The sequence below is a fragment of the Pseudomonas sp. 102515 genome, from assembly GCF_031085165.1.
GTDB lineage: Bacteria > Pseudomonadota > Gammaproteobacteria > Pseudomonadales > Pseudomonadaceae > Chryseomonas.
The window spans coordinates 509,730-526,382 of sequence record NZ_JAVHTY010000002.1 but is presented as its reverse complement, the minus strand read 5'-3'; the positions used below and the strand labels follow the sequence as shown (position 1 = coordinate 526,382).

Here is a 16,653-nt window from a genome sequence, read left to right as displayed (position 1 = left end):
GTGATGCCGGCTCGGCTTTACGCAGATCCAAGGAGCTCGCCTCTTAGCCACGGGCGCGAAGCCAGACACCGCCGCCGTCAGCCCAACCGCGTCCTGGTCGCGTTTGCAAATGACGGGCCTGATCCCGGGGGCCGGACGCTGGCCGCAGTCAGCAAGTCCGCGGCTTCACTGCCGCATACCTCCGCCAGGGTCAACAGGCGCTCAATGTTTGGCATGACCAGACCGCGGTCGATGCGTGAAACCGCCTCGTTGCGAACCCCAAAATGTCCGGCGATCTGATCCTGGGTGCGGCCGCAGCCTACGCTGCTATCGAGCAATGGCTCGCCCCACCAGACCTTCCAATGCCACCGTATCGTACACAGCCATCACACTCTCCATTCAACCTCGATGGCCGAGCGACACGCTGTTGCCATGAAGAGCACTATGCAGCCCCTTTCTGGGCGGTAGTGGCGCGCTCACTACTCGCTTCCATTTGGCTAGAAGCCCATGAGCCTGCACCAGCCTCGGTTTAGAGCGCCTATACCGAGGAAAGCAGGGAAAACGATTAGGTTTGCGAAGGTCGACACCGACCAGTGGTTGTTCGGCCGGGACCCGGATCGGGCCACAGTCGCCAGGACCTGCGTTCTTCGACCGACGATGGTGTCTGAGGGCCCCGGCCGGCCGATGTGGAAACGCAGCGCGAATAGGTGGCGCGCCGCGCATGCTTACCTTTGGCCGGGCGCTGCAGGCCATCGTAAGAGGTGGCATAGCCCCGTGTATTTTTTCTACCAATGAAAGATGATTGGATCGACTGCTTTCGCCCGGTTGCGGGATATCTCTCCAGCCAGCAAGAAATATGTCAGCTCCTTATCTACTACTTCGTGCTCGATCAGGGCTTTAGCCCCGATCGCTGCTTTAAAATTCGCTGCGGAAGCGAGATAGAATCGCCGCAAGCTCGTTCTTTCGGAACGGTTTGGTAAGCCGTGGGATATCAGGATCCAGGCCTTCATGCTCCGCATAGCCAGAAATCAATAGAACACTAATCTCTGGCCGTGACATGCGGACTAGCCTGGCTAAATCGGTCCCGCTGATACCAGGCATAAGATGGTCTGTGACAAGCAGCCCGAATTGTTGCCCTGCATCCAGCAACTTTAAAGCTGCTTCTCCTGAGGCGGCTTCAATCACCTGATAGCCCAGGTCGGTTAGCATGTCGGAAGTGCTAGTGCGCACAACCTCTTCATCGTCGACGAGCAGTACCGTCATGGATGTCACTCGTGGCTCTTTGACCTCGGTACAAAAAAAATTGGAAGCGGGAAGTACTGCAGTACTGCGCGGCAGCCAAAGCTCAACGTTCGTTCCGACCCCCGGTGTACTCTGGATTGCGAGGGACCCGTTCAATTGGGATGCAAGTCCATGTGCCATCGAAAGCCCAAGACCAGTCCCCTTGCCAATACCTTTTGTTGAAAAGAATGGCTCCACCGCGCGGGCCAGCGTGGCTGCGTCCATGCCAATGCCAGTGTCTGCGACTGATAAACAGAGATAGTCGCCTGCGGGAAGTTTCGAGCGGTGAATGCCGTGGACCGACTCCTCTCGTACCGTAATCCGGATCATGCCTCCATCGGGCATCGCATCACGCGCATTCACGCAAAGATTCAGGAGTGCCATTTCAAGCTGGTTCGGGTCCGCGGTTGCTGCGGGTAGATTCATCGGTGCATCGACGACTATCCGGATTTGCGGCCCAATAGTGCTAGCGACCAGATCGCTCATATCGTTCACTAGCTTCGCCACGTCGACTGGAACCACCTGGAGCGGTTGGCGACGCGCGAAGGCTAGTAATCGTTGCACGACGGTTTTCGCACGATCGGCCGACTGTATGGCACCAGCGATCAGCCGCTGCTCTCGATCACCACCCACGCCTTTCCGCTGAAGCAGATCGAGCGTGGCGACAATGGGGGTAAGCAGGTTGTTAAAGTCGTGAGCCACACCCCCCGTAAGCTGGCCCATAGCTTCCATCTTCTGACTTTGGCGCAGCGCTGCTTGGACTTCTTCCCGCTCAGCGATGGCCTGGGCTATCCGCCCTTCGAGCGTGGCATTGAGCTTGCGTAGCTCTTCCTCCGCAATCTTGCGCGCCGTGATCTCAACCACGGTGCCGGTGACACGGATGCATTGGCCGCCCGTATTGAATACACCTCGCCCCTTAGCCGCTAGCCATCGAACAATGCCATCCTCCTTGCCGATGGTGCGATAGTCGACGTCGTAGAGCGCGCGGCGTTCAGGATCAATGGCCGCAGCGAAGGCGGCGGTAGTCGACTCTCGATCCTCAGGATGCAAACCGTCGTAGAAATCCTGCATGGTGACGGGCACGTTAGCCGAGATGCCAAAAAACGCCTTCGTCCGTGGCGGCCAGATCAGAGTGTCCTGGATAACGTCCACGTCCCAGAATCCAATATCGGCGTTATCAACGGCAAGGCGCAGACGCTCCTCGCTCTCGCGCAAGCGCATCTCTACGCTTACTCGCTCGATATGTGTCCAGCAGCGGTCGACCACGTCTTTGACTAAAGAGATTTCGGATGGCGACCAGTCCCGGGGTTGATCCTGGTGAACGGCCATCATTGCCGTCAGCCGGCCATCCTTCACAAGCGGGCAGCAAATGATCGCTTCGACGCCGATCGCTTTAAAGGTTTCAAGGCCATCGCCGCCCCTGAGCTCTGCAGCGACATCACGTATGATTAACGAGCGACCGGCGCGCATGTCAGACGCAGCGCGTCGGCCAAAATGATCAAGACTGTATGTTCCGCTTGAGGTCTGGACATTAGGTACATGGTAGTCACCGCGAATACAGAACCGGTCTTGATCGCTTTCTACGTCGGCATAGGCACATCGGGATACGTTGAGTTGTTGTCCGAGCAACTCAGTGGCTGCACGCATGGCGTCTTCGGCTTGGCGGACGTTGAAAAGTCTGCCGTCGAGCTTATTGAAAAAGTGAAGGCGCGCCGTGCTCTCCTCTAATGCGGTTGCCGCTTGATGCTCAGCCGTACGGTCATAAAAGATCTTGAGGAAACCACCGTGATCCAAAGCGAGCGGCATCATCAGCCCTGAACCCCAGAACCGCGTACCATCCTTGCGAAGGTGCCAGCGTTCATTGACAGCTCTGCCTTCGTTGCGGGCGAGTTCAAGTTCGCAACGGAACACACGATTGTCCTGATCTACGTCTGTATAGAAGAAATCACCTTCACGACCCACCACCTCTTCCGCGCCGTAGCCGACTACGCGCTGGGCGCCGGTGCTCCAGCTGGTTACCGTTCCCTGGGCATCGAAGGTGATGATCGCAAAATCCTCTGCCCCCTCGACTATCTGCCGGTAGCGAGCCTCGCTTATCCGAATTGCAGCCTCCGCCCGTGCCCGTTGCACAATGAGTCCAACCGTATGGATCACGAAGTCTACGATCTCGATGTCCGCTAAAACGGGAACACGTAGCTCACGGTGGTACATCACGAAAGCGCCAATCACCGTCCCTTCTACCGAACGGATAGGGGTGGACCAGCAGGCATGCAAGTCATGAGCTAAGGCCAGCTCTCGGAGTTCGCTCCAAAAAGCGCCCGCTGCTACGTTGGAATCGAATAGCTGCTCATCGCGCGATGGCTCAGCATCGCCAGAGCCTCTGTTCGGAAAAATGCTAATGCCTTCGACAACGTCGTTGTATCCCTGTGGCAGGCTCGGACCTGCGCAATGCTGCAGATGATCTCCCGCTTCGTTAAGCAACAGAATGTTGCCCAGAAAGCCTGACGGAGATAACGCCTGCACCTCAAGGACCGTTGCGTCCAGCGCGGCCTTAAGCGGGATTACGTCGACAGCAAATTCCAAGATGCGGTTTTGGGCAGCGCCACGTGCAGCAGCAAAATTGCGCGCTTGAGCAAGGCGTACATTCTCAATGGCGATCGTTGCTAGACGCGCCAGGCATTCCAACCGCTTGATCGTATCCGCGTCATGCGCGCGGACCTGGGACCAGTAAGCTCCAAGCGCGGCGACCGGATCGGGTCTCCCTATAGGCGCCATGATAAGGCTACGGACGAAAGTCGCAGCGTAAGCCTCTTGTGGGATGCGCGGATCGCGCCGAACATCACTGATAGCGACCGTCTCAGCGCAACGCATCACCCAACCTGAAATGCACTGTTCGGCAGGAAACGTCTGGCCTTGCCAAAGTGGGGAGACACTATCTTCCGCCACATAAGAACAGAAACCCTCATTTCCGATGACGACCGTGATGCCTTCCGCTCCGACTGCGGCACGCGCAGTATCGCGGAGTACAGCGACAATTTCGTCCATTGATCCAGCCCGGACCAGCCGCTCGCTTGCGTCTAGGACTAATGAGACGCGCACATCACCACCGCACGGATCTACCGAATCAGTACGCAAACCAAACTCCTAACGAAGGCCGGCACATCCGTTGCCCATGAAGGCCGGGACAGAGGTGGCTAGATGAATATCGTATAGGGTCGCCAGCTCAACCCATAGTCCAATTCTAATTTATTAGTAGCGTAAGCCCACCGCGTCCGTATCCCCCGTCGCGGTCTACCGTTTGGGTGAACAAAGCCGAGTGCATAGGTACAGCAAAGCCAAACCCTATCGGCCGTAGTTCTCTCAAGATCACTATCCTTGAGCTAGACACGTTCGCAGACACAACTACCACTTTAGTAAGGCATGTCTCCGATTACGGGATGACTTTATCAATCGCGCTAACGAAACGAACAACGCCTGTTGGAAGCGCTAATGCCGCCTGGATGTCGGACGAACGATGCCGGTAGCCAAGCAGATCCACATGGTTGAGCAGACGGACGAGAAGCATCTGGAGATGCTTGCGCGACGACGTGCAGGCACCTAGTCGAGTTGGCTCTGCTTGGCGTCGAGCAGGTGCCCACTACGGATAGGCTTGGTGATGAGCAGGGCAGATTCGGGCAGCAGTCTCTGTTCCGCCCGACAAGGCTGATGTACTGCCGCAATCTCGTTTATCTGCTGACAGCAAACTCGACCAGGTTCGCCGGTGCCTGGGGCAAGGGCAACGCGCCAACCACGTCCCAGGGGCGGAGCGTTGCCAGGGTGCTAGGACGCGTTCCGAAGCGGTAAATTTGCATTGTCATGGTCAATCCCACGGCCGGGCGTGACAACCTGATAAACAAGGGCGCGGTAGCCTAATCGCCCACGGCCAATGCTAAGCAATCGGCTGCGTGCATTTTACGGCGGGCCGTGCGGGGCAGGCGTCGGCCTGGCCGGTTCCCTTGGTTCCCGGTTGTCACCCCCGTACGGTCCGCCTCCATACCGCGTGACAACGGTGGTGGCGGCTCCTCAACCGAACCCAGGAGCAGCATGAATGCACCGTCATTCTTTTAAGCCCGAGCTCCGCCTCGGCGCTACCTGCATGCCATTTACCTCTACACGGAGGTGTGCCATGGGTGAGAGGAAGCCCTCCGTCCTCCCTTTCCCTAGTAAGCCAATCGCGCTTGACCAAATGGATCCTTCCACTCGGGCTATCGAAGCCGATGCGGATCTCGTGCCTCAATGCTAGATGACCTGCTCGTTCAGCTGGCAGAGCGCGACTCCGGTCATCCTGAAGACTACGGCTGAAGGTTGCCTGCAACATCGTTGGGGAGCTGCTGGACGAGATGGTCACGCTATATCGCCGGGTAATCTCTAGTTCCCGGTGCGCCAACGCTCAAGCGACTACCGTCGATTAGAAGCGCTGGCTGGGATGGTCTAGCAACCATCCCAGCCTTTTGAGGCTCCGCTTTTTTCGCTACCAACGCCTTACATCGAGCACCTGTCTCAACAGTCTCCGTAGATCTGTAGTTAAGTCAGCTCGACCTCAAAGGCAGTGCTCTACTGGCGTTTTTGATATAGGCGCAGCGTCTCAGCTACAGGGAGCTGATGCGATCGCCTTCACTCCGCCGCCGCGACGATGGCGATCTCGACCAGCAACTCCGGTGCCGCCAGCCTGGACTCCACCGTGGCCCGTGCCGGTGCCTGCCCTTCCGGTGCCCAGGCGTCCCACACCTCGTTCATGCCGGCGAAGTTGGCCTGGATGTCCGACAGCCACACCTGGGCGCTGAGGATGCGCGTCTTGTCCAGGCCGACCCTGGCCAGGTAGTCGTCGATCTTCTGCAAGACCTGCGCGGTCTGCCCCTTGATGTCCTGGGTGCGATCATTGGCGGTCTGGCCGCCGACGAAGGTGATGCCGCCCTTGTACTGGACGACGCGGCTCATGCGCTGGTTGGTTTCGATACGGGTAATGGGTTGCATATAGGCTCCTTGGGTGGCCTGGGGGTTGAGGAATCTCTGGGGAAGCGATCGATGGCGAACGCCGCGAGATTGATCGGCGATGACTCGCCGAGCACCAGCTGCGCGACACGCTGGCCGGTGCCGAGGCTCATCTGGAAACCGCTGCCGCAGTAACCGAACGAGTAGGTCAGTCCACTGGCGCGACTGCTGCCTGAGACGACGGGCAGGTCGTCTTCGGTGAAGGCTTCGATGCCGGACCAGGCGCGGTTGATGCCCAGATGCCTGAGGTGCGGAAAGAGGTCCGTCACGGTCTGGGCGCTGGTCACGAGACGAGCGATATCGACCTCGCCGTGGCGGGCATCGAAGTCCAGGGCACCGATCAACTTGCCGCCGATGACCACCGTGCCGTTGTCGAATTGCTTGAACGACAGGGCGCGGCCGGTGGCGCCGAGTACCGGCCTGCAGAAGGGCGCTACACGATGGGTGACCATCAGCATCAGGCCTTGCGGATAGGTGGGTACCGGCTCGCCCAGCTCGGCAGCCAGGCGCCCTGCCCAGGCACCGGCCGTCACCACCAGTTGGTCCGCCTCGAAGCGCCCTTGGCGCGTCTCGACCTGCCAGCGCGTGCCTCGCTGGGTGATGGATAGCGCAGGCGTCTGTTCATGCAGCACCACACCCAGGCGCTCCGCTGCCTGCCGAACCGCGATCACTACGCGGTAAGGCGTCGCGTAGCCATCGTCCGCCACCCAGATGCCCCCCACCACATGGGGCGCGACCGTCGGCAGGAGTTCGAAGACCGCCTGCCGATCGATGAGCACCTCATGGGTGAAACCATGCGCCTGGAGGTGGGCGACTCGGGCCCGGCATTCCTGCAACTCCTCGTTGTTTTCAGCCAGCTTGAGCTGACCGCTGGCGACGAAACTCGCATCGGTTCCCAACAGCTCCGGCAGGTTGTGCCAGAGAGCCCGAGACGCCAGCGCCAACGGGATTTCCGCCAGGTGCCGGCCGAGCGTCCGTACCCCGCCCGCGTTCACACCGGAGGCATGTCGCCCGGCGTAGTCGGCTTCGAGCACGGTCACCCGTACGCCGCGGTGCGCGAGCTGCCAGGCCGTACTCAACCCATGCAGCCCGGCGCCAATGACGATCACGTCCGCCGTCCTGTCAGCCACTGGCGAGCTCTCCCAGGGTAATGGGCTTGATCGGTGGCCGAATACGGTAATAGCCCACCTCGTCGGGCGTGAGGCCCCGCGACTTGGCGATGATCTCAGTGACGGTCAAGCCGCACATGCGTCCCTGGCAGGGACCCATGCCGCAGCGACCGAAGGATTTCGCCTGGTTCGGCCCGCTGCAGCCGAGCTCGACGAACCGCCGGACATCGCCTGCCGTGACCTCTTCGCAGCGGCAGATGGTGACGTCGTCACGCGCAGGAATGCGGTTCTCCTCGCGGGGGCGATACAGGGCATCGATGAAGGGGCGAATACGCAGGTTGCGCTCCAGCTCCGCGCGCAAGGGCGCGGCCTGGGTATCGCGCTGGGCCGGGGTGATTTGTCCGAGGCTACGCGCCAGCCCGAGCGCCGCGAGTTGCCCTTGCAGCGCGGCCGCCTGGGCACCGCCGATACCCGCGCCATCGCCCGCCACCGAGATGAAAGGCACGTCGAGCGCGCCCCACTGATCGGTTTCCGGCACGAAGCACAGCTGCGCATCATCCCAGCGATGCTGAGCCCTGAGCGCCTGGGTGAACTGGATATTCGGCACCACGCCTTGGTGCAACAACACGGTGCTGGCCGACACCCGTTGTGCCTGCCCGTCGACAACGAAGTTGAGCGCCTGGGCCTGCCCTTCCCCCTCGACTTGTAGCTGCTCGGCACCGGTGTAGTGCGGGACCTCGCCTTTGCGCAGGGCGCGCAACAGCGAGACACCCTTGCGCAGATAGGGCCAGGCCCTGAGCGCCGCCAGCAAATGGCCACGGGCGTGCCAGTAATCCTCACGGCGGCTGGTGTCGACCAGGGCCGCAATGGGTATGCCCGCCCGCAGGTATTGCCAGCCGAGCAGGTAGAGCAGCGGTCCGCACCCGGCCAGCACCACCGGTCCCTGTGGACCGATGCCGGCGGTCTTGAGCAGGATCTGCGCCGCCCCGGCCGTCATCACTCCAGGCAGGGTCCAACCGGGGATGGGAAAGGGCCGCTCCATGGCGCCGGTCGCCAGGAGTACGGCCTTGGCAGCGAAGGAGCGCACCCGGCCGTTTTTGAGGTAATGCACCTGGCGCTCGCGGGTGATCTGCCAGACGGAAGCCTCCGTCTCGTGGCGCACGGTCGTACTCTTCAACGCATCCGCCAAGTCGGCGCCAGCCGCATAATCCGGCCCGAGCAGCGTACGTCGTGCCGCTGAGGCGCTGGCGATGCCGCGATAGATCTGTCCGCCGACCGCGGCCTGCTCGTCCAGCAGCACGACGGAGAGGCCAAGATCAGCCAGGGTTCGCGCCCCCGCCATGCCGGCAGGGCCCGCACCGATGACGACGACATCGATCGGTTCGAGATTCATGGCTGCACCTCCATCACTACGGGCTCGGCAGCGGTGAAGGGCAAGTCCCGGGCCCCTTGCTGCGAACGGATACGCATGCCATCGGCCGCCTCGATCAGGCAGCTCTGGCGACTCGGCACCCCATCGATCTCGACCAGGCATTCGAAGCACACGCCCATCATGCAATAGGGCGCACGCGCTTCGCCGCCGACCGGTGACGTACGAAAATGGCGTATGCCGGCCAGCAGCAAGGCGGCCGCGACCGTGAGACCGCTGGGCACTTGGAAGGCTTGGTCATTGAAGGTCAGGGTGATGAGACGGCCGCCTTCGGCGTCCACGCGGCGAAACAAGGAATCAGTGGGCATGGGAAAACACCTCCCCGGTGAGAAAACGTTCGCCAGCGAACACCGCCAGCTCTTCCGGCCGTTCCCCGCCGCGGACCCAGGGCGCGATCCGGGTCGCGTGCGCCGCGGCCAGGGTCACGCCGCTGTGGCAGGTGACGACGAAGGCACCGGGATGCGACGCGGACTCTTGATAGATCGGATAACCATCCGGGCTCATGACGCGCAGGGCGCCCCAGGCCCGCACCAGGCGCACGTCAGCCAACAGCGGGAAGGTGTTGACGCCACGCTGGGCGATCCGGGCGAGCACGTCGGTGGTGGTGAGGTCGTTGAAGCCGACCTCCTCCATGGAATCGCCGAGCTGCACGCTGCCCTCGTCGGTCTGGCGCACATTGATGGTCGGGTAGTCCAGGAAGGGGCGAACCCGCTCACTGACCAGCACCTGCCCACGATTCGGCGCGACCGGGGCATGCAGCCCGACCTGCTCCCCCAGCGGTCGATTGCCCAGCCCCGCCGCCAGTACCAGGCGCGGCGCGGTGAAGCGCTGACCGGGGGTGACCACGGTGAATTCGCCAGGCGCGGACTCGATCCGCTCGACCGGCATCCGCCCCAGTACCGTCGCCCCGTGGTGCTGCGCTCCCGCATGCAAGGCCCGCAGGAGCTTGAGCGGATTCACATGGCCATCCATGGGTGTGTAGCTCGCCCCGACGACCTTCGGACCGATACCGGGCAAGCGTGCCCGCAGATCCGCCTGATCCAGCATCTCGAAGGGGTAATCGCCCAGGCCCGCCTGCATACCTGCCAGCCGCGCCTGCCGCTCCGCCAGCTCATGGTCGGAAAAGCACATGTGAAAGCCGCCGGGCTGCTTCAGGCGGACATCGACGTCCGTCTCCTTCAGCAAGTCCTCTGCCAGCCCGGCCCAAGCCAATGCCGAGGAACGCGTCCAGCTGGAATATTCGAGGCGATCGAAGCCCTTGCCCTGCACCCAGACGAGACCGAAGTTGCCCCGGGAGGCGCGGAAGGCGTCATCGCCCTGATCGAGTACCAGCGTCCTGGTACCGGCCTTCGCCAGGCCATAGGCGACCGCCATGCCGACCAGTCCACCGCCAACCACGATGACCTCTGCCGAGGTGGGTACGCTGCTGTCGTTCATTGCTTTTCTCCGATCAGCACCCGATCCAGGCCGACGAGCCGATCGAGCAGCAGCATCACCGCCAGGGTCCCCAGGATCAGCACCGTGGAGGCCGCCGTGATCAGGGGATCGATGGTCTGGGCGATCTGGTTGTACATGGCGACCGGCAGGGTCGTGGTACCAGGCGTGGCGACGAAGACCGTCATGGTCAGTTCGTCGAAGCTCTGGATGAAGGCGAGCAGCCAGCCGCCCACCACGCCGGTGCGGATCCGCGGCAGGATCACCCGCCAGAAGGTCTGCAGCCGATTGGCGCCCAGGGACAGCGCCGCGTGCTCCGCATCGCGCTCGAGGCCGATGGTGGACGCCAGGGTCAGCCGCAAGGCATAGGGCAGCACCACGACGACGTGGGTAATGCTCAAGGCCCACAGCGAGCCGCCCACCTGGGCGAGGGAAAAGAAGCGCAGGAAGGCGATCCCCAGCACCACCGAGGGAATCATCAGCGGCGACATCAGAAAGCCGGTGATCGCCCCGCGTCCGGGAAAGTCGTAGCGACTGATGGCCAACGCCGCAGGAACCGCCAGCAGGGTGGCGACCGTCGCCGAGACCAGGCCCAGCTTGAGCGACAGCCAGAAGGCCTCGACCATTTCCTGGTTGGCCCACAGCGCCTCAAACCAGCGCAGCGACAGGCCACCGGAAGGCAATGAAATGAAGCCTTCGCCGGTAAAGGACACCGCCATCACCACCACCAGCGGCGCGACGATGAAGGCGATGAAGAGCGCATGAAAGGCAAGGGAGAAGAAACCGTTCCGGTACATGGCGATCACTCGAAGACGTGTTTGAAACGGCGCTCGGCCAGCCGGCTGCAGCCCACCACGATCACCAGGTTGGCGATCAGCAGCAGCACCGCGATGGCGGCGCCCAGCGGCCAGTTCAGCGAACCGAGGAATTCGTCGTAGGCCGCCGTCGCCACCACCTTGAGCCGGCGTCCGCCGATGATCGCGGGAGTGGCGAAGGCCGAAGCGGCCAGGGCGAAGACGATGATCGAGCCCGAGAGGATTCCCGGCACGATCTGCGGGAGCACCACCCGCCTGAAGGTCGTCATCCGCGAAGCGCCGAGCGACAGGCCGGCCTGCTCCACCTGCAGGTCGAGCTTTTGCAGGCTGGCCCAGACGGCGATCACCATGAAGGGCACCAGCACATGGGTCAGCGCCAGCACGACCCCGAACTGGGTGAACATCATGCGGATCGGAAAATCGATGATGCCCAGCGCCTGCAACGCCTGGTTGATCAGCCCGTTGTTGCCCAGCAGGATGGCCCACCCCAGGGTGCGCACCACCACCGAGATGAGCAGCGGACCGAGCACCACGAGCAGGAACAGCGACCGCCAGGGTGCCCGCATACGGGCGATGATGAGCGTCTCCGGCACGCCGATCAGGACCGAACAGACGGTCACCGCGAGCGCCATGCCGCCGGTGCGCAGGAAGATCTCGTGGAAATAGTCGTCGCCGAAGACCTCCCGGTAGTTGGCGAGCGAGTACACGGGAATCACCCCCTTGGTGTCGCTGAACAGGTTCAACGACAGCATGGCCGTGAGCACCAGCGGCGCCGCCAGCAGGGTCAGGAACACGAGAAGCGCAGGGCCGGTCAGCAGCCAGGGGGCGCTGCCGACCCGTTCGGCATCATAGGTGGCCATGGGACACCTCCCGGCCGAGCAGGCGCAGGTCATCATCCAGCCAGGTCAGGCCCACCTCCTCCCCTTCCAGCGGCGGCGGCGCGCCGAGGTTCGGCTGCGTCAGATTCACCGGCCCCAGGGGGCTCTCGACACCGATCAGCCAGAGGTTGCCCAGGAACACCCGCATGCGCACCGTGCCACGCAAGCGCGCTTCGGCAGGATCGGTCAGGCGGATCTTTTCCGGCCGCAGGTAGACGTTTACATCGCCGTCGAACTGATGCCCCTCATGAGGGACGTGGAGCATCAGGCCGTCGACCTTGACCTCATAGCAGCGTGGCTTACGAGTGTGGACGGCACCGGGGAAGGCGTTGGTCTTGCCGAGGAAGCTCGAGGCGAAGGGCGACTGGGGCCGCTCGTAGGTCTCGAACGGCGAACCGATCTGCACGATGCGCCCGCCGTGCATCACCGCAATGCGATCACTCATGGTCATCGCTTCCACTTGGTCGTGGGTGACCAGGATGGTGGTGATACCCAGGTCGCGCTGGATAGCGCGCAATTCGATGTGCATGTCCTCGCGCAACTTGGCGTCGAGGTTCGACATCGGCTCGTCCAGCAGCAACAGGTTCGGCCGGATCGCCAGCGCCCGGGCAATGGCCACCCGCTGACGCTGCCCGCCCGACAACGCTTTGGGATAACGCTCGCCCAGGCCATGCAGCCGCACCATGTCGAGGGCCGAGTGCACGCGCCCTGCTCTTTCACTGCGCGCCACGCCGCGCATCTCCAGGCCGAAGCTCACGTTCTCCGCCACGGTCATGTGGGGGAACAACGCATAGCTCTGGAACACCATCCCAAGGCCGCGCTTTTCCGGCCGGACATGGGTGATGTCTCGACCGTCCAGCACGATGCGCCCGGCGGTGGGCTGCACGAAGCCGGCAACGCTCTGCAGCGTCGTGGTCTTGCCGCAACCCGAAGGGCCAAGGAGGGAAAGAAATTCGCCTTTCTCCACCGCCAGGTCGAGTCCGGCGATGGCGGTGAAATCACCATAGGTTTTGACGAGGCCGTCGAGGATCAGGAAAGCCATGGGCATGCCTCCGGCGATCACGAAGGCGTGATCGCTGTTCGTCCAAGGGAGGTGGAAGCGACCGGTTCCTAGGGAAAACCAGCCACTCGATCAGTGAGCGGGGTCGAACCGGACGATGGCGAAATGGACGTCAGGACTTGGCGCTGCAGCGAGCGGAGGGGTAGCCCGAGGGGCCCTTCCTCTCCATCCGCAATCCCGCTGTCATGTCATCGCCGTCTGGCCGGTACGCAGCTATCGCTCGATGGTCCTGTTCCAGCGCGTCGTCCACTCGGAACGCCTCTGGTTGATGGTGTCCCAATCGACCTTGAGCAGGCTGTCGACCTTTTCTTGCCCGTAAGGCATACGAGAAGCCAGTTCTGGCGGCAGCTTCACGGTGCGATTGACCGGCGCGAAGCCGTTGCTTTCGGACTGGATCTTCTGGATTTCCGGCGACAGCACGTACTGAATGAATTGCTGGGAAAGTTCGGACTGCGCATTGGGCGTGACGGAGCAGGCGGCGACCTGGAGGGCTACCGCGCCCTCCTTGGGATAGATGAACTTGAGCGGAAAGCCGGTGTTCTGCAGCGCCACCGCACGGCCACTGCCGTACACCGCCATGACTACATCGCCGTTCTGCATCATCCCGTCCATCTCGCCCGGGGCACTGACCCAGGCCAGCACGTTGGGCGCGATCTTCTTCTCGAACACTGCGAAGCCCGGATCGATATCTTTCTCACCACCGCCATTCAGCCGCGCCATCTCGATCAGCGAATGCAGTCCATAGGTATTGGTGATCGGCGGCATGCCCAGCAGTTGCCGATATTTCGGATCTTCTAGGTCAGTCCAGGACGTCGGAGCCGCCCACCCGCGCTTCTTGAACGCTTCTTCGTTGTAGCCGATCCCGGTGGCGACCATACCCACTGCCGTGGCCTCGGGACTCAGGCGCGCCAGGGGATACAGGTCCTGGTAGACAGGCGCATCCGTGAGCTTTTCGCAGAACCCAAGCTGAAGTGCCTGGTACATGGGGCCGTCGTCCATCATGGCGACGTTGATCTGCTGCCGTCCTTTCTGCGCCTGCAGCTTGGCCAGCGTTTCAGTCGAGTTGCCCGACACATACACGACCTTCACCCCATGCGCCTTCTCGAAAGCAGGAATGACGCGGGTCTTGTACATCTGCTCGGTGGAGCCGCCGACCCCCGCGACGTACAGCGTCGTTTCAGCGTGAGCGGGAAGCGTCATGCCAGTGCCCGCTGCGGCCAACAGCAGCGCGGACAGACCCTGACGCCAGGAGATGGATGAGGTACGGACGAGATACGGACTGATCACGGGCAATGCTCCCTTTTTTGCGTTGCGGCAGATCGAGAAGGTCAGGACACGACCGGAAGATCCATGCATCCGCCTCCGAGGACATCGCGGTAACCGCCATTCGGAAACGCTTTCTTTTTATGGGGCCATTTGGCTTGTGACCGAGTATTGTCAGCCCGAACCCATAGGGTCAAATACGAAGGTACGGGTTAAGTATTCATATTTGATATGGAGAACTCTGTTGAATCTCAGACAGATCGAAGCCTTCCGCAGCGTGATGCGTCTAGGCTCCATGACCGCGGCCGCCGAAGCCCTGCACACCTCACAGCCCAACGTCAGCCGCCTGATCGCGCAGCTGGAGCTGAGTACCGGACTCAAATTGTTCGAGCGCGCGGGGGTACGGCTGATACCCACGAAGGAAGGCAGCGCCTTCTTCCAGGAAGTGGAACGGGCCTATGTGGGGTTGGACAGCCTGCGTCAATCGGCCAAGAACATCCGCAACCTGGGTACCGGCCGCCTGCGGATCGCGGCGGTACCCTCGACCGGCCTCACGCTCATCCCTCACGTCATCAAGGACTTCGTCGCAACTCGTCCCGAGCTGACCGTCTCCCTGCACATGAACGCCTCACCCACCGTAGTGCAATGGGTGCAATCCCAGTTCTGCGACCTAGGGGTAGTAGTCCAGCCCAGCGACGCCAGCCCCCTGGAAACGCTGCTGATCACCCGGCTCCGCGCCGTCTGCGTTCTGCCACCAGGGCATCGACTGGCGTTGCAGGAGGTCATCCGGGCACAGGATCTCCATGGCGAGAACTTCGTATCTCTCTGCCATGGCGACGGTACCCGTGAGCAGATGGACAGGGTCTTCGAGCAGGCCGGTGTCGAACGCACGCTCGCCGTGGAAGGCCAATACAGCTCCATCACCTGCGAGATGGTCGCCGCCGGCATGGGCGCCGCCCTCATGAGCCCGAACGTCGCCCAGGATTTCCTGCACAAGGGCATCACCGTCCACCGCTTCGAGCCTGAGCTGTTGTTTCCCGTCTACGTCGTTGCCCCTACCGCGTCCAGCCAAACGCCATTGGCAGCGGACTTCATTCAGGCGCTACAGGAGCATTATGCAAAGCACTTTCCGCCTGAGAGCTGATTTCCACGCGCTTTTTTCCGCTCGACGTTTCTGTAACGAAGCTCGTCCCGGTTTTTCATGAGACGCAGAAGGCGATAGGCCATTCATTCGGCTAACTTCCTACGAATGACCTGTTGCACGCCCGGACGCCACGTTCAGACTGAGGGAATGACAGCCTCTACTGGCTTCACGCCTGGTCCCGATCGGTGGGTTCCCAACAGCCAGACGCTTACACTCCGCAGCGATACGCTCTTATGGGCAGAGCTGCAGCTGCACAAAAGTCCTAGGCATGAAACCGCGCCGCTCTTAAGTGGCAGGCTTTCGTTCATTCAAGACGACGGGGCATGACGCCCATGCATCGAACATCGAAGCACTGCAACGACCTAACCTGCTTAGCAAAGATGCTCCAGAAGATGTCCAACATCTCCTTCAGGCACTGGTCCTCTCAACGATTGTCATAACCTCTGCACACATACGAGGAGACCACATGGCTATCAATGCAGAACTCAAAGCTGAAATCTTGCGCCGCCTGTATCACTCGCATCCGGAAGGCCTGGGTAACGAAATTCTCGACAACCATCACGGTGAAGAGGCCGTCATGGATGTCCTTCAGGACCTGCAAGAGCATGGACTTATCCAAAAAGGCCATCTTTCGGTAGACACTCAAGGACAGCGCTCTCTGACGCCGCCCGTAAAGCTGACGTCCGCCGGGGCGGATGTAGCAAAGGAAGTTGAGTGATCAGAAGGGCCCAACGCTATCGTTGGGCCCTTCTCCATCAGGCGTGCTCATTCAGCAAGAACAACTGATCGAAAATGACGGGCCGCCTGGTCGCTGCACGGGCTCTAGGATACTTCCTAATTTGGCATGGATAGTTGTTAGGCTGCAGCAGAGAAAAGAAGGTATTGGCAGACGCAGCAACACCAAGCCTCGGGGGCTTTTCTGCACTGTACGGACCGTCAAGATTTAGCAGAATCCGTTACGCCCCGGGGTCGACCTGGCTACCAGCCGGCAGCCTTATCTCAGGCCTGGATTCTGGTTGGACCCAAGCGGGATCGCCAGGATATGAACAAAGCCGCGAATTGATTTGATCCGGGCCAAGAAACGAAAAAGGCCCAAGCCACCAAGTGCTTGAGCCTTCTCGTTAATTTGGTCGGGACGGAGTGATTCGAACACTCGACCCCTTGCACCCCATGCAAGTGCGCTACCAGGCTGCGCTACGCCCCGACTGTGTTCCTCTAGGGAACGGCGTG

The 16,653-nt window shown here is 61.6% G+C and carries 12 protein-coding genes and 1 tRNA gene; 2 read left to right on the top strand and 11 right to left on the bottom strand.

Going from position 1 to position 16,653, the window contains the following annotated elements; genetic code table 11:
- Nucleotides 1-894 precede the first annotated feature (894 nt).
- The 10 genes from RCF34_RS09415 to RCF34_RS09370 all read right to left on the bottom strand — a co-directional run bounded on the left by RCF34_RS09415 (nucleotide 895) and on the right by RCF34_RS09370 (nucleotide 14,372).
- Complete coding sequence (locus RCF34_RS09415; RefSeq protein WP_374941178.1) at nucleotides 895-4,131, bottom strand: PAS domain S-box protein; 3,237 nt, start codon at nucleotides 4,129-4,131, stop codon at nucleotides 895-897.
- Between the two features lie 1,782 nt (nucleotides 4,132-5,913).
- A complete protein-coding gene (locus RCF34_RS09410; protein WP_308707925.1) occupies nucleotides 5,914-6,273 on the bottom strand; it encodes a RidA family protein in 360 nt (119 codons plus the stop codon).
- Nucleotides 6,234-7,400, bottom strand: a complete 1,167-nt coding sequence (locus RCF34_RS09405) for an FAD-binding oxidoreductase (protein ID WP_308707924.1) — start codon at nucleotides 7,398-7,400, stop codon at nucleotides 6,234-6,236. Before RCF34_RS09405 ends, RCF34_RS09410 begins: the two co-directional genes overlap by 40 nt.
- 13 nt (nucleotides 7,401-7,413) lie before the next feature.
- Nucleotides 7,414-8,793: an NAD(P)/FAD-dependent oxidoreductase gene (locus tag RCF34_RS09400; protein WP_308707923.1), complete on the bottom strand. Its 1,380-nt coding sequence runs from the start codon at nucleotides 8,791-8,793 to the stop codon at nucleotides 7,414-7,416.
- Complete coding sequence (locus RCF34_RS09395; protein ID WP_308707922.1) at nucleotides 8,790-9,137, bottom strand: (2Fe-2S)-binding protein; 348 nt, start codon at nucleotides 9,135-9,137, stop codon at nucleotides 8,790-8,792. Before RCF34_RS09395 ends, RCF34_RS09400 begins: the two co-directional genes overlap by 4 nt.
- A complete protein-coding gene (locus tag RCF34_RS09390) occupies nucleotides 9,127-10,266 on the bottom strand; it encodes an FAD-dependent oxidoreductase (RefSeq protein WP_308707921.1) in 1,140 nt (379 codons plus the stop codon). Before RCF34_RS09390 ends, RCF34_RS09395 begins: the two co-directional genes overlap by 11 nt.
- Nucleotides 10,263-11,060, bottom strand: a complete 798-nt coding sequence (locus RCF34_RS09385; RefSeq protein ID WP_308707920.1) for an ABC transporter permease — start codon at nucleotides 11,058-11,060, stop codon at nucleotides 10,263-10,265. Before RCF34_RS09385 ends, RCF34_RS09390 begins: the two co-directional genes overlap by 4 nt.
- Nucleotides 11,061-11,065: 5 nt before the next feature.
- Nucleotides 11,066-11,938: an ABC transporter permease gene (locus RCF34_RS09380; RefSeq protein WP_308707919.1), complete on the bottom strand. Its 873-nt coding sequence runs from the start codon at nucleotides 11,936-11,938 to the stop codon at nucleotides 11,066-11,068.
- Nucleotides 11,925-12,998, bottom strand: coding sequence for an ABC transporter ATP-binding protein (locus tag RCF34_RS09375; RefSeq protein WP_308707918.1), 1,074 nt, complete (start codon nucleotides 12,996-12,998; stop codon nucleotides 11,925-11,927). The genes RCF34_RS09380 and RCF34_RS09375 overlap by 14 nt, the downstream gene beginning before the upstream one ends.
- 231 nt (nucleotides 12,999-13,229) lie before the next feature.
- Nucleotides 13,230-14,372: an ABC transporter substrate-binding protein gene (locus tag RCF34_RS09370; protein WP_308707917.1), complete on the bottom strand. Its 1,143-nt coding sequence runs from the start codon at nucleotides 14,370-14,372 to the stop codon at nucleotides 13,230-13,232.
- 151 nt (nucleotides 14,373-14,523) lie between these two features.
- Here RCF34_RS09370 and RCF34_RS09365 point away from each other — a divergent pair, with 151 nt between their 5' ends.
- Complete coding sequence (locus RCF34_RS09365; protein WP_308707916.1) at nucleotides 14,524-15,423, top strand: LysR substrate-binding domain-containing protein; 900 nt, start codon at nucleotides 14,524-14,526, stop codon at nucleotides 15,421-15,423.
- Between the two features lie 466 nt (nucleotides 15,424-15,889).
- Nucleotides 15,890-16,141 (top strand): hypothetical protein, encoded by a 252-nt coding sequence (locus RCF34_RS09360; RefSeq protein WP_308707915.1) that lies wholly within the window; start codon nucleotides 15,890-15,892, stop codon nucleotides 16,139-16,141.
- A 409-nt stretch (nucleotides 16,142-16,550) separates the two neighbouring features.
- Here the strand turns inward: RCF34_RS09360 and RCF34_RS09355 are convergent.
- Nucleotides 16,551-16,627: transfer RNA gene (locus RCF34_RS09355), tRNA-Pro, on the bottom strand.
- Between the last annotated feature and the right edge of the window lie 26 nt (nucleotides 16,628-16,653).